15 protein-coding genes are annotated in these 20534 nt (G+C 60.7%); 3 read left to right on the top strand and 12 right to left on the bottom strand.

Annotation, left to right across the window (positions count from 1 at the left end):
* The first annotated feature begins 313 nt into the window (after nt 1-313).
* Together AC0L3L_RS21945 and AC0L3L_RS21940 are read left to right on the top strand one after the other, a co-directional pair.
* Entirely contained in the window at nt 314-2107 is a 1794-nt protein-coding gene (locus AC0L3L_RS21945) for a type I secretion system permease/ATPase (RefSeq protein ID WP_473639080.1), read from the top strand.
* A gap of 238 nt (nt 2108-2345) precedes the next feature.
* Nucleotides 2346-3599, top strand: a complete 1254-nt coding sequence (locus tag AC0L3L_RS21940) for an HlyD family type I secretion periplasmic adaptor subunit (protein WP_473639083.1) — start codon at nt 2346-2348, stop codon at nt 3597-3599.
* A gap of 217 nt (nt 3600-3816) precedes the next feature.
* Here the strand turns inward: AC0L3L_RS21940 and AC0L3L_RS21935 are convergent, their stop codons facing one another.
* The 6 genes from AC0L3L_RS21935 to AC0L3L_RS21910 all read right to left on the bottom strand — a co-directional run bounded on the left by AC0L3L_RS21935 (nt 3817) and on the right by AC0L3L_RS21910 (nt 11346).
* The gene (locus AC0L3L_RS21935) at nt 3817-4035 is read right to left on the bottom strand and encodes a hypothetical protein (protein WP_473639079.1); all 219 of its coding nucleotides are present in this window, start codon (nt 4033-4035) and stop codon (nt 3817-3819) included.
* Between the two features lie 110 nt (nt 4036-4145).
* On the bottom strand, nt 4146-5141 hold the full coding sequence (locus tag AC0L3L_RS21930; protein WP_473639078.1) for a nucleotidyltransferase family protein: 996 nt from the start codon (nt 5139-5141) through the stop codon (nt 4146-4148).
* Entirely contained in the window at nt 5138-6310 is a 1173-nt protein-coding gene (locus AC0L3L_RS21925; RefSeq protein ID WP_473639077.1) for a PqqD family peptide modification chaperone, read from the bottom strand. The genes AC0L3L_RS21930 and AC0L3L_RS21925 overlap by 4 nt, the downstream gene beginning before the upstream one ends.
* A 305-nt stretch (nt 6311-6615) precedes the next feature.
* Nucleotides 6616-8061 carry an exopolysaccharide biosynthesis polyprenyl glycosylphosphotransferase gene (locus AC0L3L_RS21920; protein WP_473639082.1) on the bottom strand — a complete coding sequence of 482 codons (1446 nt, stop codon included), beginning with the start codon at nt 8059-8061 and terminating at the stop codon, nt 6616-6618.
* 431 nt (nt 8062-8492) lie between these two features.
* Nucleotides 8493-9653 (bottom strand): glycosyltransferase, encoded by a 1161-nt coding sequence (locus AC0L3L_RS21915; RefSeq protein WP_473639076.1) that lies wholly within the window; start codon nt 9651-9653, stop codon nt 8493-8495.
* A 34-nt stretch (nt 9654-9687) separates the two neighbouring features.
* The gene (locus AC0L3L_RS21910; protein ID WP_473529713.1) at nt 9688-11346 is read right to left on the bottom strand and encodes a GMC family oxidoreductase; all 1659 of its coding nucleotides are present in this window, start codon (nt 11344-11346) and stop codon (nt 9688-9690) included.
* 195 nt (nt 11347-11541) lie between these two features.
* Between AC0L3L_RS21910 and AC0L3L_RS21905 the strand changes: the two genes are divergently transcribed.
* Nucleotides 11542-12756, top strand: a complete 1215-nt coding sequence (locus AC0L3L_RS21905) for a hypothetical protein (RefSeq protein ID WP_473639075.1) — start codon at nt 11542-11544, stop codon at nt 12754-12756.
* 37 nt (nt 12757-12793) lie between these two features.
* Here AC0L3L_RS21905 and AC0L3L_RS21900 read toward each other — a convergent pair whose 3' ends face one another.
* From AC0L3L_RS21900 to AC0L3L_RS21875, 6 genes are all read right to left on the bottom strand, one after another.
* Nucleotides 12794-13198: a recombinase family protein gene (locus tag AC0L3L_RS21900; RefSeq protein ID WP_473489142.1), complete on the bottom strand. Its 405-nt coding sequence runs from the start codon at nt 13196-13198 to the stop codon at nt 12794-12796.
* Nucleotides 13195-14388, bottom strand: coding sequence for a glycosyltransferase family 4 protein (locus tag AC0L3L_RS21895; protein WP_473639074.1), 1194 nt, complete (start codon nt 14386-14388; stop codon nt 13195-13197). The genes AC0L3L_RS21900 and AC0L3L_RS21895 overlap by 4 nt, the downstream gene beginning before the upstream one ends.
* 296 nt (nt 14389-14684) lie before the next feature.
* Nucleotides 14685-15866, bottom strand: a complete 1182-nt coding sequence (locus AC0L3L_RS21890; protein WP_473639073.1) for a glycosyltransferase family 4 protein — start codon at nt 15864-15866, stop codon at nt 14685-14687.
* Between the two features lie 22 nt (nt 15867-15888).
* On the bottom strand, nt 15889-17187 hold the full coding sequence (locus tag AC0L3L_RS21885; RefSeq protein ID WP_473639072.1) for a polysaccharide biosynthesis/export family protein: 1299 nt from the start codon (nt 17185-17187) through the stop codon (nt 15889-15891).
* 306 nt (nt 17188-17493) lie between these two features.
* Nucleotides 17494-18804 carry an O-antigen ligase family protein gene (locus AC0L3L_RS21880; protein WP_473489146.1) on the bottom strand — a complete coding sequence of 437 codons (1311 nt, stop codon included), beginning with the start codon at nt 18802-18804 and terminating at the stop codon, nt 17494-17496.
* Nucleotides 18801-20525 carry a Wzz/FepE/Etk N-terminal domain-containing protein gene (locus AC0L3L_RS21875; protein ID WP_473529708.1) on the bottom strand — a complete coding sequence of 575 codons (1725 nt, stop codon included), beginning with the start codon at nt 20523-20525 and terminating at the stop codon, nt 18801-18803. The genes AC0L3L_RS21880 and AC0L3L_RS21875 overlap by 4 nt, the downstream gene beginning before the upstream one ends.
* Between the last annotated feature and the right edge of the window lie 9 nt (nt 20526-20534).

Below are 20534 nucleotides of genomic sequence, written 5' to 3'. Positions count from 1 at the left end.
CGGCCGCGCCGCCGCGGCCGCCCCCCCCCCCCCGGCCGCCCGCCCCCGCCCCCCCGCCCCCCCCCCCCCCCCGCCCCCCCCGCCCGCCGCGCCCCGCCCGCCCCCCCCCCCCCCCCCCCCCCCCCCCCCCCCCCACTTCAGCACGGTGAGATGGGGCAGGGCTCGCGCTCGGACCAACTCGGCGGGTGGTTCCGTCGGGGGATTTTTGCATGAGACCTCGCCCTGCCCTGCCGCCTTCCTCCCTCGTGAACAGAGACCTGAAGATGGCCAGGGTTAAAGCGCCCGCGACCGCTTCACTGGATTCGGATAATAGATGACAAATTCCTCCGTGCACGTGCCCTCGCCGCTCGCGGGAGCCTTGCGCGAGATCCGTCCGGGCCTCTTCGCGGCCGGCGGGCTCTCGCTCTTCATCAATCTTCTCATGTTCGTGTCTCCGCTCTACACGATGCAAATTTATGATCGCGTCCTAACGAGCCGTAATGCCGTCACGCTCGTCATTATTTCGGTGATCGTGGGCGTGTTGCTGATGACCTATGTTGCCCTCGAACATTATCGGGCTCGTATCCTCCAGCAGGCTGGCGTGCGGTTCGACCGGCTCTTGTCCGGTCCCGCCTTCGAGGCGGCGCTTTCCTCGGCGCTGCGTGTCCGCGGATCGAATCATGCACAGACCCTGCGCGATCTCGACCTCATGCGCGACATTCTTTCGGGCGGCGTCATCATGGCGCTGATGGACGCGCCCTGGGCTCCGATCTACATCGTGATCTGCTTCCTACTTCACCCGTTGATCGGCCTTGTGGCCCTCGTCGGCGCGGTGGCGATAGTGACGATCGCACTCGCAAATGAGCGAGCGACGAAGGGCTTGCTCTTGCGAGCCTCGCTCACGAACACTCGCGCGATCGACAGGCTGGGCTCCTCGCTGCGCAATGCAGAGGCAATTCGGGGGCTCGGGATGGGGCCCGCTATCCGGTCATGGTGCACCGGAATCCGCGAGGAAGCGCTAGGTTACTCCGTCAGCGCGGGCGAGCGCGGCGGCACCCTTCTTGCGTTGTCCAAGTTTCTGCGCATGGCCATTCAAACGGCCATGATGGGCGTCGGTGCGTACCTGGCTATTAACCAGGAAATCTCCGGGGGCGTCCTGTTTGCGGCGTCGCTTATCATGGGTCGGGCGCTTGCCCCGATTGAGATCATGGTGGCGCAATGGAAAAGTATCGTGTCCGCGCGCAGCGCCCACGCGCGCCTGGAACGCATATTCGAGGAGAACCCGCCCATTGCCGGACGCGTGCGTCTGCCTGACGTCAGGGGTACGGTTTCCGTCGAGAACCTTTTCGTCCTCGCCCCCGGTACGAACACGCCGGTCGTCATGGGCGCGACGTTCACGCTGAAGGCGGGAGAGGTCGTCGCCCTCGTCGGGTCATCGGGCTCGGGCAAATCCTCGCTCGCGCGTGCGCTTGTGGGTGCGTGGCCGCCGGCGCAAGGATGCGTGCGACTCGACGGCAACGATTTGCGCCATTACGATCCGGACCAACTCGGCACCGCACTCGGTTACCTGCCCCAGGATATCGAGCTGTTCTCCGGTTGCGTGCGCGACAACATTGCGCGCTTCCGAGCGGACGCGGCCGATGCGCAGGTGACCGAGGCGGCAACACACGCCTCTGCGCACGAGATGATCCAGCGCCTCCCCAAAGGGTATATGACTGACATCGGGGAGGATGGAGTCGGACTGTCGGGTGGGCAGCGGCAGCGGGTCGGTCTCGCGCGCGCCCTGTTTGGCAAGCCGAGCTTCGTCGTGCTCGATGAGCCTGATGCCAATTTGGACAGCGATGGCAATCGCGCACTGATCCGGGCCATCGAAGGGTTGCGGGGAGACGGAAAGACCGTTGTGATCGTGACCCACAGGCCGAACCTCCTGTCGGCGGTGGATCGAATGATCATCATGCAGGAAGGACGAATAGCGCAGATGGGCAGTCGTGACCAGTTGCTGCCGTCGCTCGTCGGCCCGAACGTAGCGCCGGCACCGCGGCGGCCCGTCTGGGATGGAGGGCGCGCCGGACCGCCGGCGTCAGATCCAGCGCACTCTCTCCTCCGCCGGACACGCGTCGATGCATAACGAGTCGAGACCAATGATGATGATGCCTGACACCTCGAAAAGGACTGCAGTCATAGCACGCGTTCGCGGGCTCCCGACGCGGACGGCCCGCTCCGGGCCGACACTTTCCGCGCTCTTGCGTGCAGGACGGGTGACTCGAGCTAGCTTCCCGCAGATTTTCGCGCCGTTAGATTTTGCCGGCCCAGACCACAAGCCGGCGCACGCAAACCTCTCCGGCGACTGGCGCAAGCCCGCGCGGATGGGCTTTGGCATCGTCGTGCTGACCTTCGGCATCCTCGGCGGGTGGGCCTCTCTTGCCAGCCTCGACAGCGCGGTGATCGCTTCGGGTACAGTTGTGGTCGAAACCGACCGCAAGGCGGTTCAGCACCTTGCGGGCGGTATCGTGCGTGACATTCTCGTCTCGCCCAACGCACACGTGACCGAGGGTCAGGTGCTCGTGCGCCTTGATCTCACCGAGGCGCAGGCGCAGGGCGAAATCGCGAGGTCCGCTGTCTTCTCGCTACTCGCCGAGCAGGCACGGCTGCAGGCGGAACTGGACGGAGCCGAAATGGTCACTTTCCCGCGCGAACTCACGCTAGGGAGCGCCCCCCTGGCCCAGCGCGCGATGGAAGACCAGTTGCGACTGTTCAACAAGCGCCGCTTGGCCCGTACGAACGAAGTTCCCATTTTGCAGGAGCGCATCGCCCAGTCCGAACGGAAGATCGAGGCCGTGCAATCCCAAAGCGAGGCTGTCCGTTTGCAGATCGAGAGTATCACAGAAGAGCACGACATGCTGGCGCCCTTAGCCCATAAAGGCATCATTCTGGGCACGCGGCTGACCGCGCTCAAACGGCAGCAGGCCGATCTCCAAGGTCAGCTTGGTGCCTTCCTTGCCGGAATAGAGGGCGAGCGCCACACTATCGGCGAGGCGCGACTCCAGATCGAGCAAGTCGGGCGGGACGCCATCGAAGAGGTCTCGGCACAGTTTGCCGAGACCAGTGCCAAGCTCGCTGACGCCGGCGAAAAGCTGCACGTTGCAGATGACGTGCTCAACCGCACCGAAATACGCGCACCGCGGTCCGGGCGCGTTGTCGGCTTTAAGGTACACACGATAGGAGCCGTGGTTCGCCCCGGCGAAACCTTGATGGAGATCGTCCCTGATGACGACACTCTGATCGTCTCGGCGAAGATGTCGCCGGTCGACATCAACAATGTTGCCGAGGGCCTTCCTGCCGAGATCCGACTGCCTTCGTTCAAGGCTCGCTCGACGCCGGTCGCGATCGGCGAGGTGCAGACCGTTGCCGCGGACGCGCTCCATGACGAAGTGACGCGTGAGCCCTACTACGAGTTGAAAGTTTCCGTGCAGGTCTCTCAGTTCCCCGAACAGGTCCGCGAGAAACTTAGGCCCGGCATGCCGGCGGAGGTGATCGTTGCTACCGGCGAGCGGACCGTGCTGTCCTACTTGACGCAACCTCTGACGGACGCGTTCCGTCTCGGCATGCGCGAAAATTGAACCTTTGCCGGGCTGCTGGCATCCCTGCGGTCGACCCCTTCCTTAGACGGGGTCAGGGTAGACCGCAGAGACGCGGCAATATGGCAGGATCGATAACCGCTGGGGCAAAGATCGGGCGAAGCGCGCTTCCGATTCCACGGCCGCCTCAACCGGGTATTAGGCGTCTATCCGGATTACGCGTCATCTATGATCGGCCAGAATGACCAAAGAAACCATTCTAACGCTTGCGGCCAGGAGAGCGTTTCTTGCTGCCCCATCCATGTCCGGGACGTGCGCCATGCGATGCGGCAATAGCTTGCGAGTTCAAGCTCGTGCCAAGCAACAGAGCAATGGATGGAGGTGTTACAACAGCAAAACGCCCGGCATTCTTTAGAAATTCACGACGTGCCTGTTCTTCCGGGACAAGTTTATCTGTCTTTCCTTTGGAATATTTCATCAAACGTACTCCAGGCCATGCTGAGAATAACAACTCTAACCACATAATCTAACATATGCGGTCGTGAACACACCGCGCCATCGGGATACAATTCAGGAAATTAAGTATTACTACACTTTTGACCCGAGATCGCCGTCAAGGAGGATGCTAGTGGCGCGGCGTCCAAAGTCGAGCGGATGGCTCAAGCCATCGCCATGTAGGAGTCGCCACATACCCCACAGCGAATTGCCGACCAGGCGCAATGGAACGCCGAGGACGGGATGGTACAAGGGGAAGACACGCCGCCAGTGTTGAAAGCGAACCAATGGGCGCCGCACATATTGCGCCGGTGCTCTGACGCCAAAGAAGTGACTCAACGCCAGGAGCTGAGTATCGAACGCGTTCCGCGCGCTCTGGTCGGGCAAGGATGTTCGGAGCACCGCCCAATCCAGCTTATGCTGTTCCGCCAGCCGTGCCAGATCATAAAGGTGGCGAAAGTCGGTCCTTCCGCGCCAGTAGTCCGCCTCCTTGATGAGATCGTGCATGATCCAGTGGAGGGCCCGCGACTGTGGGGCGGGGATTTTCGCCCTAAGGCCGTGACGGCGGGCAAGCCTCGGGGACTCGCGGTCAATCTCCCGGTACGGCCGGAGCTCCAGGAGACCGACGTCTTGCGGGCGCGCCATGCCACCATCGACCGTCACTTCGGCATAGCCAAGCTTTGCAAGGCAAGCCCGGGCAGCCCCTTCTTTGGCCGTTTCCACAGCCACGTCGAGATCGCTCATGATCCTGTCGGGAACCCTGCCGCTCGACGAAAGGAACAAGGGAACGGCCCCTTTGAGCAGGACCGGAACGACGCCCCCCTGATTGAGGGCAGCAACGGTTTCATTCAGCTGCCTGCGCAAGCGCAAATTGCGTTCCCGGTTGCAGCGGTAAATGAACTGAAGATACTGGCCCACGTCTTCGGGGAGCCGGTCAAGCTGGCCCGTGTGCGCAAGAGTGGCTAACAAGACGGGCGTAAGCAGAGTGTGGTTGGCGAGTGCAATTACCGCCTGCCAGTCGGCCGTTACCACCAGGCGGCCGCTAAGTCCCGCGATCAGGGCCTCGAGCGCATCCCTGGTGGGCTTCATCGGCACGCCGCCTTCAGCAGTTCCAACGCGTCATCCAATTTGGCATAGGTCAGGCAAAAGCCCTGTGCCGATCGGATGACTTGGCAAAGAACGTCGAACGCGGTGCTGCTTAGCTCTTTATTCCGCGCAAAGGCGCCGTTCAGCAAGCCACCCAGGATGTCGGTCGGGTCAATCACCCGCAGTGAAGGTTTGGCATCCTGCGTCCGACAGAGCAAGACCACCCAGCCCACGGGCCGGGGAACGGGAGGGACATGATCCTTAGGCACAAGAAAGCGCACGCGCCTGCGATCGGGGCGCCGGTAAACCGGAGACCTGCCGAGTTCGGGGAAAAATTGTCCGAGAATGGACCATGATCCCGATTTGACTGCAGGCGCAAAAGCAAGGCCGATACCCTGTCCGGCCGAGTCGAGAAGTGTCACATCGTCTGCCGCGAAGCCAAACCCCGCGTGGACCAGCGCCAAGGTCAGCGTCGTCTTGCCCGAGCCGGGGTTACCACAAAGGAGGAGCGTGCGGCCGTTCTTGAAAAGCGCCGCGGCATGGAGGGCGAGTTCATATTCACTGTCCCCAAGCACTTCGGCCAGCAGTTGCCCTTTGACCATAATGGGTATCTCGTCTCGACTACAGGAATCAGTCCAGTGGCCATCCCGGAACAGGTGGATCCGCTCCCTGCGCTCAACCAGATGGAATAGAACGTCGACGGCCCTGTTTCGAACTTCGAGATGCTGAAATACGGTCGCGGCCGGAAAGGCGACGGCCGCCGGATACAGTATGCGCACACACACGCCTGGAACAGCAACGACCTGGCAGATATATTGATGAGCTGCGGTTGGGCACGGCGGTGGAGCAGGCTGGATTAGGCCGAGTTGTTCCCAGTCTTGAAGGGCAGCCTCGACATAGCCACAGGCCTCTTGCCTATCAACGCCACGGGCTGCCATCTCGCCCAAGATAGCCTCGACCGGCACGCCTTCTTCAAGCGAGCGCCAGATATCCGCCGCAGTGTCATTGAGCGCAAAAACTACCCCCTGCGTTGAACTGAGCAGGAAATTTTGTCCTTTGATGCATGCAAGCCGACCTTGGGGAACTAACCTCGCCGTAGCATACTCGACAAGGGGAGGCCCCGCGGTTCGGTCAGTGGTTCGGGTTTGTTGCGGACTCACAGAAGCCGTCATCCTCGTTTGTCTGGGCGTGGAGATCGTTCCATTCGAGTGGAACTCACGACCAGAGAGACACGATCTTCGTCAATCGCCCGAGTCATAGCATTCCTCTCCGCTCCCATAGCGGTACCTTGCCAACGCCGTTGCCGTGCGGGCACTTTTGCTTGAAGTCGCAGGTTATGCATTGAGCGGTCGCTGTGTTTCGCACTGATCATCGCTTGCATTCAGATGTTCTGTAACAGCGCCAGCCGCCACTCCTTGCAAATCAATCACTTGCCACACAAAATCGCCTCCAGCGGCCTCGGACCGGCAAAGTTGGGCTAGAAGGCGTTTCGCCCCGTCCAGATGCGGGGGATGGTCAGAAGCAGGATCTTTATGTCGAGCCAGACCGACCAGTTGTTGACGTACCACATATCGTGTTCGACACGCTTGATCATCATGTAGACATGCGGCGTCGCGCCGCGGCAGCCATTTACTTGTGCCCAGCCGGTGATCCCCGGCTTCACCTTGTGCCGAGCCGGATAGAGAGAAATGATCTGGCTGTATTCGCTGTCATGCGCCAGCGCGTGCGGCCGCGGGCCTATCAACGACATGTCGCCCTTCAGCACGTTCCACAGCTGCGGAATCTCGTCGATACTGAACCTTCTCAATATGCGCCCAACGCGGGTGACGCGGGGATCGCCCCTGCAGGCTTGAGGGACAACAGGCCCGTCCTCCAGGATCGTCATCGTTCGGAACTTATAGATCTTGAACGTGCGGCCATTGAACCCGGCCCGACGCTGACAGAAGAGCACCGGCCTCCCGGATTCGAGCGCAATTAGCCCCGCTACAACGGCCAGAGGGGGCAGAAGAAATGGAAGGGCGGCAGTGGTCAGCACAAGGTCGAAGAGCCGCTTCGTAAGCAGCTGAGGCGTCGTTAGGGGCGCGCGTTGCAGTTCTATCGCCCTCGTCCCCCCCAGGTTGACGACAGGCCGCTTCAAGAGCGCGCTAACGACGTGGTCCGGAAGGAGCCTTACGGGTACCGGAACCACGCAAAGGTGAGCCGTGATTTTCTCAATCAGGGATATGTCAGCCCAACTGACAGCAAGGACTATCTCGTCGACAGAACGCCGACGCACATGTTCAATGAGCTTATCCATACATTCAAGGAGCGAGCCCTCGCTGGATGCCGCCGGCAATGTAATCGTTTGGCAGACGTCGCATCCGGAAGCCTCGATTGCCTGGACTACGCCACTTGGCACGCGCACGTCCGATTGCGTTACGATCACTACTTGCGGTTTGGCAAGCATGTCCGACCTGGTCAAGGAGGCAAACAGTCGTCCGGCGCCCAAGCGCACGAAGATGATGCCGCCAAGTCCCGTCACGAAGAACAGCATGACGGCTTGGCGCGAAAACATGTCTCCCACCTTGAGTGCAAGCGCCACAACCGACAGGCAAAGAAAGACCGCCGTCCAGATAAGCACGACCTCCTTGATCTGAGAGGCCAGCGACCGCGGCTCGGAACTCAGATATGGGCAGCGCGCATATGCGGAAGTCGAAAAAAGGGCGGCTACAACAACACCGAGCCCGAAGTTCCGGCCGTACTCGCCGAGATGTCCGAAACTCACAAGATCATATACCATTCCCGAGACGATGCTGAGCAGCACGACGGACATTGCCTCGAGAAGCGGAAACGACTGCAGAAGAACATTGCCCTTGAGGGGCACGTTCCACCGCGGTGCGTTTGACGTGGCGCCCGCACGGGGGCCTTCATGAAGAAGTGCCATGACGTTCACCTGCGTTCAAAGCCGCATCCATCCACCAATGTCGTGACGACCGCCCCCTCCTCGGCTGAAAACCGCCGAAATGCCCAGCGTGACTGCGTCCGCCGCCTGCGGTCATTGCCCCTTCACGCGAAGTTCGATTGCCGTGGCTGCGGTAGCACTCGGTTCTTGGAGTTGAGAGAATGGCAGCGACACTGTGCGAATCCAATTCGGCATAAGCTCTAACCCCAAAGGGCAGAGCCGGCGGACACACGACCTTCTCCTTGCCCGCTTCCGGCGCCTGTTAGCCCTTCGGAGTACGTCGAAATGAAATGCTCTCGCGCGCAGCACTGGAGCGGCGGACGCTCCGACGGAAGCAACCGGTTCGGAACTGCCGCTCTTTCATCGTTTGAGCACCGAACCCGAAACCGGTTCCCACTTTCGGGCCTGATCGTCTAGGCGAGCGCCATCGCATCGGCGGCGATCTGTCGCAGCAGGGACTTGCGAATGTGGAGTCGCGGGAACGGCTCCATTCCGATCGTGACAAGGATGTGCTCCCAACGGTAAACCCAATCGTGCATCTCTAGGCAACGGACCGCGTTTGTTCGGCGCAACAATTCTGTGCGGCGGGGGTTTGCGTCGAGTTCGCCAATTACGTCTGCGATACTGCTCGAGTCTGGTGATACCTCGATCACCGCGTCTTGCCAGTCAAAGTGCTCGCCGAATTCGGCGCATTGCGGCGCGGTCCCAAGCATGACGGCGCCGCCCGCGGCCCCTTCGAAGAGACGGGCAGGCAGCACCTGCTCGCCGGCAACCGTGACGGACTTGGAGTTTGCAAGTGCCGCAGGACTGAAAGCCATGAAATAGCGCGTGCGCCTGATGATATTGGCGAGCAGCAACCGATGCTCATGCCAGTCCCTGACCCGGGAATCTGTGCTTGCGAGCGTGTCGTAGAGATAGAAGAAGTCCCGCTCTTCGGCCAGCTTCAGAAGCTGCCGGTGCATTTTCGCGGCTCGGTTGCCGAACGAGTATACGTCGACCACGCGTTTGACCGGCGACAAATACGGCGTTGAAATAAGGCCGTCGACACCCGTGGCAAGAAAGGAACAGGGCGTGCGGGTGTATTGAGGCAGGCGCGGTATGCACGCGCTGTGCAACAGGAACACGTGATCGAACTGGTCCAGGAGCTTCAGATATTGGCGGTCCTGTTCGAGCGTGCTCGACCAGAGTTCGAACAGATACGCGACAGCAACCTTGCAGCGGCCGCGCCAGTCGTGGATCCGAGACAATTCAACAAGACTTTGCGGGCTCCAAGCGACGAAGAAGAAAAGGTCATAGTCTTGGGTGAGCCGAACATGCTCCATGGTTGGTGCGTTCCTCAAGCCTAGCCCTTTGCGAATCGCGCTCGTCAGTCTGTTGAAGTCACGCTGGACGTTGTGAGGGTCGTGCTTTGGCAAGATGGCGTGAAAGTGTCTCGTCAGGTAGTTGTCGATGCCGGGGGCGATCAGATCGGCATCCTCGCATTCGGCAACGATGCGGCAAAACTCATACGCCAACGCAAAGTGAGCCCGGTCCTTCGCATTGAATTCAGAGGCAACCAGTGTACGTCTCTTCAAGGAATTCTCCCGGCACTTGTCGTTCGACTTTCAACTATTCGGCCGCCGCAGGTTGGACCGGCGCATGGTGTTCCAGTGCCGGGAGGGGTTGCCGACCCAGGATCATGTCTGCTGCCTTTTCCGCGATCATAAAGACAGCGGCCGAAGTGTTGGCCGAGGGAACGGAGGGCATGATGGAAGCATCAATGACCCGCAGGCCCTTGAGGCCGTGGACCCGCAACTGGTCGTCCACGACAGATTCAGCACTGTCGGACGGGCCCATCCGGCACGATCCGCACAAATGATAGGCAGTCAGCCCGATTTCGCGGGCAAACTGCAGACGGTCGGCGTCGTCGGCTATTTTCGGGCCGGGAAGCTCTTCCGTGCAGTTGTAGCGCCTGAGCTCGGGGGCCCGAAACAGCTGCTGCACGGCCTTCATGCCGTCGACGACGACCTGTCGGTCCCGATCATCGGCGAGATAGTTGGGCTGGATGAGCGGAGCTTGAAACGGATCGGCCGAGATCGCCCGAACATGTCCGATGCTCTTCGGCCGCAACTGATAGTAGCCAAGCTTGATGACCGGAAACCGCCGCGCGCCGTGGTCGGTATAATTGCCCAGGGTAAGTTCAAGCTGGATATCGGGGGTGGACTGAAGATCCCGCGAGTTGATGTACCCGTAGACGAGCGACGGACTGACGGCGAGAAAGTTCGGGCGGCCCAGCATCCATTTGGCCGCCTCGCGCAGGAGGGCGACGCCGTGTCCGCTGACCGTTTCAATGCCCTCCACCCGGGCGATCAGGTGGACGGTGTAGTGATCCTGAACCTTTGTACCGACACCGGACAATTCGTGCACGACCGGAATTCCAAGCCCCGAGAGCATACCCGCAGCACCGACGCCTGACAGCTGCAGCAATTTTGGTGAGTTCGCGGCCCCAGCCGAGAGGATCACCTCGCCACGGGCCTTCACACAGCTCGTTGGATGACCCGGCCCTCCTCGTGCATATCGAACGCCGATGGCACGCTTTCCCCCGAAGAGGACGGCAGTGGCCTGCGCGTTCGTGCGGACATCCAAGTTCTTCTTTTTGGCGATCGGCCGTAGGAAAGCCCGCCCTGCGCTCACGCGCCATCCCTTTTCTATATAGCGCTGATAGTAACCCACGCCGGCTTGGTTTGCCGCATTGTAGTCGGGATTGCGCGGGACACCGGCATTTAGCGCGGCCTCGATGAATGCATCACAAAGCGGATGTCGCCAATCGCAGTCTGTAACCGGAAGCAGCCCGTCAGTCCCGCGGTAGAAGGGATCACATGCCCCAAGCCTGCGCTCGGTTCTCTTGAAATAGGGCAGCAGGTCGGCGTAGCCCCAGCCTCGATTGCCCTGGCGGGCCCACTCGTCGAAGTCCGCAGCGGCGCCACGGTTGTAGATCATCCCGTTAATTGCGGTCGACCCGCCTAGTGTCTTGCCCTGCACCATTGGAATGGAACGATTGGCCGTGCCCGGGCTCGGCTCCGTTTCGAATTGCCAGGTATATTTCGGATTCGAGCATGTCTTGTAGAGTCCCGCCGGAATGTGCAGAAGGATGCTGCTGTCGGACGGTCCCGCCTCGAGCAGGCACACCGAATTGGTCCCGTCAGCCGCCAGACGATTGGCCAAGACGCAGCCTGCCGCCCCGGCTCCGACGATCACATAGTCAAAGACATCCGCCTCGACCGACATCGGTTCGCGCTCCGCTTATCGCCAGCTTCAGAGAATGGCAGGAAATCCGGCAGATGGCACTTTGCCCATCGGTATTAAGACCTATGAAGGGCTTTCGCGGCGGGCTGAATGGAGAGATGCTGTGCGGGCACAAGCCTGCCGCCAATCTGCATTCTTGGGGAACCTGCGCCGGCCGGCGCACAGGGGAGATGGGGGATGCCTGACGACAATCTCGCCGAGGAAGCCGCCTTGCCGAGAGGACGGATGCGGCATGCCCATCCGCATCTCGTCGGCGACCTCGACGTCTCCGCACAAGCGGAGCCGACGTCTGACACCCGAACGGGTCGCGCGGCCAGCAATCTCTTGAAGTCCCGCCCTAATCGGCGCTGTCTCCTTGCCGGGCTGGCGCTGCCCGTCTCGGGCGTCGTCGGCGCAGCGCTGCATCTGGGCATAGGGCGATCGGGCGGCGGTAAATGGTTCGGGGGCGCGGCCACCTTTCTGCGTCCAAGCGGACCGGTGCTCTCGCGCGCAGATGGGCAGATCATTGAAAATCTTGACATCTATGCCCCCCATGGCAACGGGATCACGGCACTCCATCAGGGCGTCATCGTCCGCAGCTGCCGCATTCGTCATGCCATGGGCAGCGGGATATACGCTTGCGGAGCCGCCGGAATACGCTTGCAGGATCTCGAGATCGATCATGTCGGCGTTCCCCCCTCGGGGACCGGACCAAGCCAGAACCGCAACAACATAGAGCTGGAAAGCTGCCCCGATGCGATCATCATCCGTGTCAAGGCGTCCCGCGGCTCCTCCAATATCTATGTCGTCGACTGTCCGGGCACCCAGATGAGCTTCCTCGAACTGCACGACGCGCGCGGGCCGTTCCCGCGTGGACAGAATGTGCAGTTCAACCGCTCTTCGGATACGAGCCTCGAAGAATTCTCGGCCGAGAACGGTCCCACCTCCTGGACCGAGGACAATATTTCCGCCTTTCACTCGGATCGCTGTACAATTCGACGTGGACTCGTCTTCTACAACAACAGCCCCACGGGCGCTGGCGTCATGCTGGAGGGAAGCTTCAATTGCCGGGTCGATGACGTCGATGCCGTTCAACAGGGCAACGGCGCGTTCTCGGCCGTTCCGCAGGGTAAGGTCGGCAGTGGCGGTTGCTCGTTCAACCGCTGCCGGAGCCGGGACACCTACAATGAGCCACGGGACGGCAGGGACGCCCCGACATCCAACGGCCTGTCGTTCCATACCCGGATATCGGAAGGCGCTGAAAAGCACAGCGTTAGGGACTGCTGCGTCTACGCGCTCGCCAATCCCGGCAACATCATCTGGGAAACGGCGGCCGTGCATGCCGGGTGGTCCATCGAGCGCAAGACATTTGATCCTAGGCCGCCATTGCGGCTTGCCTTCGACTGGCGGTGAGCGGAGGGTGCGCTGGCGCATCGCCTCCGACCATGCCCTACCGACGACGACGCCAAAAGAGAAACAGGTCTGCTAGCATTGACCGCGGCGGGGACATCCCAAGCGTCCACAGAGGCGCTGATGCAAGGATCATGCGTCCCGTCGTCGTGCTCGTATCGATAGGTGTGTCGACGATGCGAAGACCGACATCCTTGGTGCCAAGCCTTTCGATGAGCGCCAGCACTTCGCGGGTTGTGCGCGCAACACGGTACGGCTTCGTGACCGCAATCACGTCTCCCTTCCTGGCACATGCGATCGCCCTCTCCAGCTCCGGCGTCGAGCCGAACATACTGGCCTTCTCGCAGAAGAAGTTCTCGGCTCCCAACCGGGCAAGATAAAGCTTCTGCGCCTCCAGCCTGGCAGCGGGTTCGAAGGAGTTGATACGACAGTAGCCGATGATCATCGCATTCCCCAACCGTAAGAAGCTTTCAGGGAATGGGATGCAAGGGGCCCGACAAGCCGCTGACGATCTGCGAGCCGCGGTTCGGCAGTCCCTTTGTCTTCCTCCCCCTTCACCGAGATTCCGATGTTGGACCGCAATCCGGAGGGGTTCGCGAGCTCCAGATATTGCTTTGCAACACTGTGAGCATCGAACTGTCTAACCCTCTCGCGGGCACCCGCCGACAAACGCGACCAAAGGTCATCATCGTCCAGCACCGCCTTCAGCGCTGCGGCCATCGCCTCGGCCTGTGGTTCGACCACTGCCCCATTCACGCCATCCGCGAGCAGATCCCGGCTGAGCCTTGAAGACCCAACGATGGGCGTGCCGGTGGCGATCGCCTCCATCACCGTTGCCGAGGCGACAGGGACCGTATAGCGCGTGGGGAAAGCGGCGACGCGAACGCGGCTGTGTAGTTCGCGAACGCGTGCTCCCTCTGCCATGCCGAGAAGCACCACGTGCCCCCGTATCGCTTCAGGAAGAGCGTCGACCGCCTCCGTCACCGGTCGTGTGATGTCACCCGTCACGTAGAGCCGTACGGAAGGGTCGTTGAGGGCGCCGAATGCACGGATCGTCGCCTCCGGCGCCTTGTAAGGCGAGGTGCCGGCATGGAGGATTGCCCGCTCGCGATCTGCCAGTCCACGCGACGCATATGACTGGCGATCGATGCATTCGGGAATTTTGAGGATTTGGTCCCTTGGCAGACCAAGATCTAGCACGAGTTCTTCCTGTAGCTCGGACGTAGTGGCGACGACGTGGTGGGAGCGCCGCGAACTTATCCGTCGAATGGCTCGCCAGACTGCCGCGAGCGTCCCTTTCCGCCTCTGAAGATCGTGGACGACCTGCACGATCGTGCCATGCAGCGGAAGCGGCACCGTCTCGCTGTGGATGATAACCTCCGGCCGGAAGCGATTGATGATGCCGATCGCCCGCAGCCACGCCGCGACTGAGGCCGGCCCGGTCAAAGGCACACGGCTCAATCCGATTATCGGCAGCTCGAGGCGAGGCGAAAGAAGTCGCTGGAATTTTGCGCGGCTTTCGAAGGTGCCGACCACGATCTGCACCTGGTGCCCCAGTTCGAGCAACGCCTGGGCAAGTGCCACAATGAAGATGCTCACACCGTCAGGCGAATCCAAAGGTTCGCGCCGGGTCAAGACAATGCGCATTCGATCAAACCCCTCGCATAGGTGCCTGCGAGCGGGCCGCAGCCTCCCGTCGCACTCGCGGCTGTTTCAGTAATGGAAACAAAAGAGGTAGTCATGGGCACGCGCTGAACCTCTCCGAAGTGCACGAGGCGGTAGGATCGATCCTCGGGGCAAATCGATCAGCGACTAATAGGGAGTACCCCGGCCCGCCGGCATGGCCGCACTGCGCTCGTTGACGCGTGAAGCTTGGTGTGCCCTGTGGGCAGTCCTGGCCGGTTCCTGCCGGCGCATGTTCCGGGCCCACCTCACGACACTGCCGCGAAGGCCCGGATTGGGCGCCTGACCAGGGGTTCATAGATGGCCATCAGCCGATTGAAGTTTGCTTCGGGCGTGTACTGCTCCTGATAGGCGGCATAGGCCCGGCCTGCCAAGTCCTCCAAGGCAGATCGGTTTGAAAGCGCCCAGCGCACCTGATTGGCCAATGCGCCGGCATTGCCGACAGGAACGACAAGGCCGGTGACGTCTGGCTCCACGACCCCTTTGATCCACGGCAGCTCCGAGCAGATGACCGGCAGCCGGCTTGCGAAGGCCTCGATGACGGTCATGGGAAACAATTCATACCCTTTAGACGGAAAGAGCAGGAATGCTGCAGCCTGCATCTCCTTCAGCACCGTCTCGCGCGACTGACGCCCGAGATATTCCACGCGCTCGCCCGCAGATTGCTCGACGAGCGGAGCCAACGGCCCGTCGCCGATGATCCGCAGCGGATAGTCGATCTCCTTCCACGCCTCGAGCAGCGTGGCCACTCCCTTGTGGTGCTCATCCAGTCGTCCGACGAACAGCCCTCCATTGCGACGAAGGTCACCGAAGATCGGCGGCCTGGCAACTGCGTTCGGCTTGACGACAATGCGTTCGGCCGGCAGGCCGCCTTCCACAAGCTTGCGCCTGGCCCAGTCGGTAAGGGCAATGAAGCGGTCGACCTTGCGGGACCAGGTGCCGACTCTCTTGTGAAACTCGACCATTGCGGCAAGGGCGAGCGTACCCGCCAGGGAATTCCTGTAGACCTTCTTCGGAACAGTCCACCAGCAGGCGTGGCGGAGACTTCGCTCCCGAAGCCTCTCATCGGGATAAAGCAAGGCGCTGGGACAGAGGATCCTGAAATTGTGCAAGGTCATTACTGATGGCACGCCGGCCTCGCGGCACGCATCCAGGATCGAGGGGCTCAGGAGAGGAAAGAAATTGTGGATATGGACGACATCCGGTGAAAATTCCGCCAATTTTCGGGACAGGGCCCGCCGTGAATGACGGTTGTAGACAACCCCCAGGGCGGTAGAAATCTTGCGCGCGACCCGCACGATATCGTCATTCGTGGCGGAGAACAGCTCGACGTCGACCCCATTCTGCTTCAGGCACGCGAACTCCTCCCGAACCACGCTGTCCTCTCCGGCCCTTATCTGGTAGAAATTATGAACCATTAAGACGCGCATCGCAGTCCGCCCCGTCCGAATCTCAATTCGGCATCCCGGACGCCCGTGGCGACGACGCGACGGCTCCGGCAAAGTCGGCCTTTGGCAAAACGACCTCCACAACGTCGCCGGGCGCAAGCCCGAGATCTTCGCTGCCGGGGAGCGTCTCTGCGCCCTGCTCTCGCTTTCTATGGACTGTTATCTCGGGCCGACCCGCGGCTATCAGCAAGGTGGATTGCGCTTGACCTGTAAGCGCCAGCTTCTGCGCGGTACCCTCAAGACGCGCCGAGATCTGGGCCAGATTCATATAGGCCTCCTGTAGCTCCCCCAAGGCCGCGATTTGTCGTTCACTGTCGATCTTGTTCATCTGTCTGACATATTCACCGCGCTGGCGCTCGATGTTCGATGCCTGGACGATCGTGTCGAGCAGTTGGGTTGATGACATAAGCACCGCTCGACGGGCTTCAGATAGACGCGTGGTCGGCGCCAGGCCCTTCTGAAACAGCGTCCTGACGCTCTCGTATTCGTCGGCGTCGGCCTGGCTTCCCTCTTCGTCCTTCTTCTTCTTTTCAGACAGGAGCCCCAGTTGCAGGTTAGTCTCCTCGACAGCACGTCGCAGAAGCTCCTTGTCCTTTTCACTGTCTGACAGACGAGCTTCGATATGCGCTGTTGCCGTTTGCTTCAATCGTTCGGCGAGCGCCTCAGGCACTGGCACGTTCTCGACATGTTTGACTTCTTCGCCGAGTTCGGTGCGAAGGCGCCAAATGCGAGCCTGTTCCATTGCGAATTGCGCCCATAGGGCTTTGTACTCGGAACGGAAATCGGCCGCTTCCATGAGCGGATTGGCGATGCGAACCTGGGCAGCGCTGTAGCCACCCGCAACCGCCACAGCCTGTCGGACGGTCATACCCGGCCGGAAGATGTACTCTCCCGGCTTGGCCACATCACCATAAACATAGATGGGCCGGTATTCGGCAAGCGAAACGAAGACCTGGTCGGTCTCGATCAGGTGCGTTATTTCACGGCCGTCCGCGGTCCCCTGCCGATACTGCTTGCTGGCGAGACTGCCAGCGATTATTTCCTGCGCTTGTTGAATGGAAAGGCCGCTGACTTGAACCGCTCCAACCAGCGCCAAGTTCACCTCGCCGTCCACTCCGATCAGCAATCGCTGCCTGAAATCCGGAATACCAGGGACCGATACTTCCAGCGTATCTCCGGGCTGTAGCGTGTAGTCGGCAAGTGCCGCTGTCGGAATCAGAGCGATGGCGCCAGCCAACGAAGCGAGGCGGGTCGAAGCCATGGTCATCCACAGCGCCGACAACAAGGATCTCAACAGCTTCATGGGTCCCCCAACGGTTGCCCCCGTATCTCTACGGGCGACTTAGCACGGGTTTCTCCGGCGCGGCCGAACCTGCGCAGTGGATGGCCCTATACTACCAGAGGAGGCATAGCCAAGGCCGAGGCAAAATGGCTGGCTCGCTGGCTCTTTCGAGGCACTCCTCATGGAAGCGGCACGGGCGCCGCCGCATGAGCGGGCACATCAGCGGACGGCTCTCCTGCTCCTGCCGCGCCAAAATCGGTACAACGCGATCCCCTTCTACCGAGAACGATAGCCCGCCGATGTCGGGTGGGCCGCATCCATGTTCGGTCAGATGTATGAACAAGCGCAATGCTGCGTTCGACCCGCTTCAACTGGAGGGGGTTCCACAGCCAAGGCCGGAACGCTGGCGCGAAGTGCAATCAAATAGCCGTATGAGAAAGCAATTCCCACAATCTGTACAGGGCTCTCCAGGACTGGATTGACGAACATGGCGAGGAAAATCGTGATGAAGACTGTGGACGCATGATTGCTAACACCGCGTGGCAGTCGATTTGGCGGGAAGGCCACCAAAATGGCAGACACGATCAAAATGAAACCAATGACCCCCGTCCGCAATATGGCTTGAAAGAACGAATTGTGAATTCCTGTCGAGAGTATCTCAAGCATTTTGGCATGCGTAATATTCCTGGTGTCAGGAAGAAAGGTAATATCCTCGAACCCGGGAAACTCATATCGCCATCGGACCGATTCCTTCCCAAATCCGATGCCAAATCCGTATGTATCCGCAAGGGATGCGAGTGCGTCCGAAATGAACGCGAGTCGGATCCCGGAATTCGGGTCCAGAGCAAAGGTTTGAGGTATGAAGTTCAGCCCGACGGCATAGGCCGAAGTCAGTGCGGTCGCCAGAGCTGCGGCCATCAACCGGCCAGGCACGCCAATTAGAATGACGATCATCGTGACCGCGAGCACCTTGAACTGAGCCAAGGGGCTGGCGAGGGCTATTCCCAATAAGAGCAAAATGCCGCCGTATCGGCGCCAGTCATTCGTCAGAAAAATACCGCCTGCAATGAAAAACGCGGCAATGACCATGTTATTGATCAGCGAACCATAAAGAATCGGTATCGTGGCTTGCGGAGATGCGCCCTGATATTGCACGTCCTGCTGAAACATCACCGCCGGAGCGACAACGAGAGACAGGAACAGGAAAACGGGTGCACCAAAAAAGGCATTGCCATTCATCAGCCTGCGGCGGAAATAAGCCTTGGATGCCCATGCGACGGCGAAGAATCCCACAATCGGGACGATTTGCCTTATGACTGCTTCTTGAAGGAAGTGAACCTGCCAGGAATCCGGCATCAGCCCGTATCTGGACAGCAGGGCAATGAAGAGGCAGAAGGCGGTGTAGACCGCCAGCAGACGAGGCGGCACCGTCTGCCGCAGCACGGCATAGGCCAGACAGACACCGACCGGGATCACTATGAAGAAAGGGCCAAGCAGGCGCAGGGATATTGCGAGGGCGCAGGCCAGCCAAATGCCGGAGAGAAAGAGGGTGTAGTCGAGCACGTCAGGGGAATGGCTGCAAACGAGGTCGACCGGCTCTGAACCCTTCCTGCGTGACAATGTCGCTGGCGAGGTCATGGCCTGTATTCCCGGTTAGGACTGAAAGCCGCACGGTTGATCCTGGTCAAAATTACTGCCGAGAGTTTCTCTGCAGGGATGATGCGCAGGATTCCCTCAAGGTGGTCCGCGAAAGTGCGGCGTGCCTTCAGCACCAGGAGGACCTCGCTGATGACGCCCATGGCCGCTTCCAGATCAGCGGTGCGGTCGGTGCTGTGAAAATCAACCACTATACAACTGTATTCTTGCTGCAGATGCTGGAGTGCAGCGGAGATGGAGAGCGAGGCATTCAAGTCGGAGATTGACCCCGTGGGCCTGAGAACCAGAACTTCCAGCCCTTCCTGATCCGCGGGAATGGTGGCAAACGCCCTGGCGAGCTTGCGACCTGGCTCCGCGTTCAGCATTGGCTGGTCCATTGATGGCTTTTGCCAATTGGCATCAACGAGCAGTGTCTTTTGCCCGGTCGCCGCAATGATCCTTGCGAGATGAACCGCCACCGTGGAGCTTCCGGACCTGCCGAGGGGTGAAGCAACGCCGATTACAAATCCGCTTTGGCGGCCCTGAACTCCGCGCATCCGGGTGGCAATCTTACTCAGCGAGCTGTGAAGCTCGGGAGCGTCCTTTGAGTAGACGGGCTGCAAAGACTGCTCGCATGGCCCCACAACATTCCACCTGCGGCGGGGAATTCTGGGTATGCCTACAATCCGATCAAGGCCGGTCGACCTGTGCACATCCTCGACCGTTATAAGGCGGTGGTTCATTGCTTGCCTGATCAATGCATGACCAACGCCGGCAACCCCACCGGCCATAACGGAGAGCGCTACCATCAGGACCGTTGGCGGCCAACTGCGTTGGCGAGGCGGTTCGGCCGCCGTGATAACCCTTGCGCTCGGGATCAGCGACGAGGCGCTAAAATCGGAGTGGGTCCGCTGCAGAAGGGCATTGTAAAGCGAGCGATAAACCTCGGCCGCGCTCTGCTGCTCGCGGAAAAGGACTCTTGCCCTCTCCGCAGATTCAGGGTCTGATGGGGGTTTCTTCAGTGGTTCGGTCACAAAAGCCTTTTCCCGAAGTTCCGCCAGCCGCTTGTGCAGATCAGAGGCTTCTTCCGCGCGAGCCGCCTGCCGGCTCTCGCGCTGACTTCCGATGTAACCGCCGGCGATCGCGTTCGCGAGCATGGCCGAGAACTGAGGATCGGAAGAGGTGGCCCCTATCTCGACGGCGCGGGAGGAACCCAGCTGATGAACGGAAAACGCGCGTCTCACAAGGACCATCGCCTCATGCCGAATATTTGGCTCCGCCGTCGGCAGTTCGGTGCCGAAGAGAGACGCCAATTGGCTCCGCACATAGCTGGAGATCCGCGCGCGCAAGCTGTCATCCATCACAAACTCTTCGTCTTCCGCTAAGCCAGTGTGGTCAACAACGCGTCCGACGACCTCGTCCGACTGAATGACCTGTATCTGGCTCTCTACATAGACCCGCTCATCTGCCTCAGCTTCGCCCGGTTGCGAAGCGGGCGGAGATGAAAGGAGGATCGTCGCATAGGCGGTGTAATATCCAGGCGAAAGGACCGCATATGCGCCGCCGACACCAAGGCTCACAACCATCCAGAGGAGGCAAAGGCGCCAACTGCTTCGAACAAATCTCAAGATGTCTTTCGCGGTCAGCTCGTCGCGATCCTTGGGGGGGATCGGCTGGTGAGGCGACCCGGACGGCTGAACGACAAAGTGATCAGTGGCGAACATACATGCTCT

Source organism: Mesorhizobium sp. WSM4849 (genome assembly GCF_055811385.1).
Note: the sequence above shows the minus strand (reverse complement) of the source record. Positions and strands in the feature narration are given on the sequence as shown.

Coding starts and splice junctions, on each gene's coding strand:
- AC0L3L_RS21945 (WP_473639080.1), top strand. CDS start 314: ATGACAAATTCCTCCGTGCACGTGCCCTCGCCGCTCGCGGGAGCCTTG.
- AC0L3L_RS21940 (WP_473639083.1), top strand. CDS start 2,346: ATGGGCTTTGGCATCGTCGTGCTGACCTTCGGCATCCTCGGCGGGTGG.
- AC0L3L_RS21935 (WP_473639079.1), bottom strand. CDS start 4,035: ATGAAATATTCCAAAGGAAAGACAGATAAACTTGTCCCGGAAGAACAG.
- AC0L3L_RS21930 (WP_473639078.1), bottom strand. CDS start 5,141: ATGAAGCCCACCAGGGATGCGCTCGAGGCCCTGATCGCGGGACTTAGC.
- AC0L3L_RS21925 (WP_473639077.1), bottom strand. CDS start 6,310: ATGACGGCTTCTGTGAGTCCGCAACAAACCCGAACCACTGACCGAACC.
- AC0L3L_RS21920 (WP_473639082.1), bottom strand. CDS start 8,061: ATGGCACTTCTTCATGAAGGCCCCCGTGCGGGCGCCACGTCAAACGCA.
- AC0L3L_RS21910 (WP_473529713.1), bottom strand. CDS start 11,346: ATGTCGGTCGAGGCGGATGTCTTTGACTATGTGATCGTCGGAGCCGGG.
- AC0L3L_RS21905 (WP_473639075.1), top strand. CDS start 11,542: ATGCCTGACGACAATCTCGCCGAGGAAGCCGCCTTGCCGAGAGGACGG.
- AC0L3L_RS21900 (WP_473489142.1), bottom strand. CDS start 13,198: ATGATCATCGGCTACTGTCGTATCAACTCCTTCGAACCCGCTGCCAGG.
- AC0L3L_RS21890 (WP_473639073.1), bottom strand. CDS start 15,866: ATGCGCGTCTTAATGGTTCATAATTTCTACCAGATAAGGGCCGGAGAG.
- AC0L3L_RS21885 (WP_473639072.1), bottom strand. CDS start 17,187: ATGAAGCTGTTGAGATCCTTGTTGTCGGCGCTGTGGATGACCATGGCT.
- AC0L3L_RS21880 (WP_473489146.1), bottom strand. CDS start 18,804: ATGACCTCGCCAGCGACATTGTCACGCAGGAAGGGTTCAGAGCCGGTC.
- AC0L3L_RS21875 (WP_473529708.1), bottom strand. CDS start 20,525: ATGTTCGCCACTGATCACTTTGTCGTTCAGCCGTCCGGGTCGCCTCAC.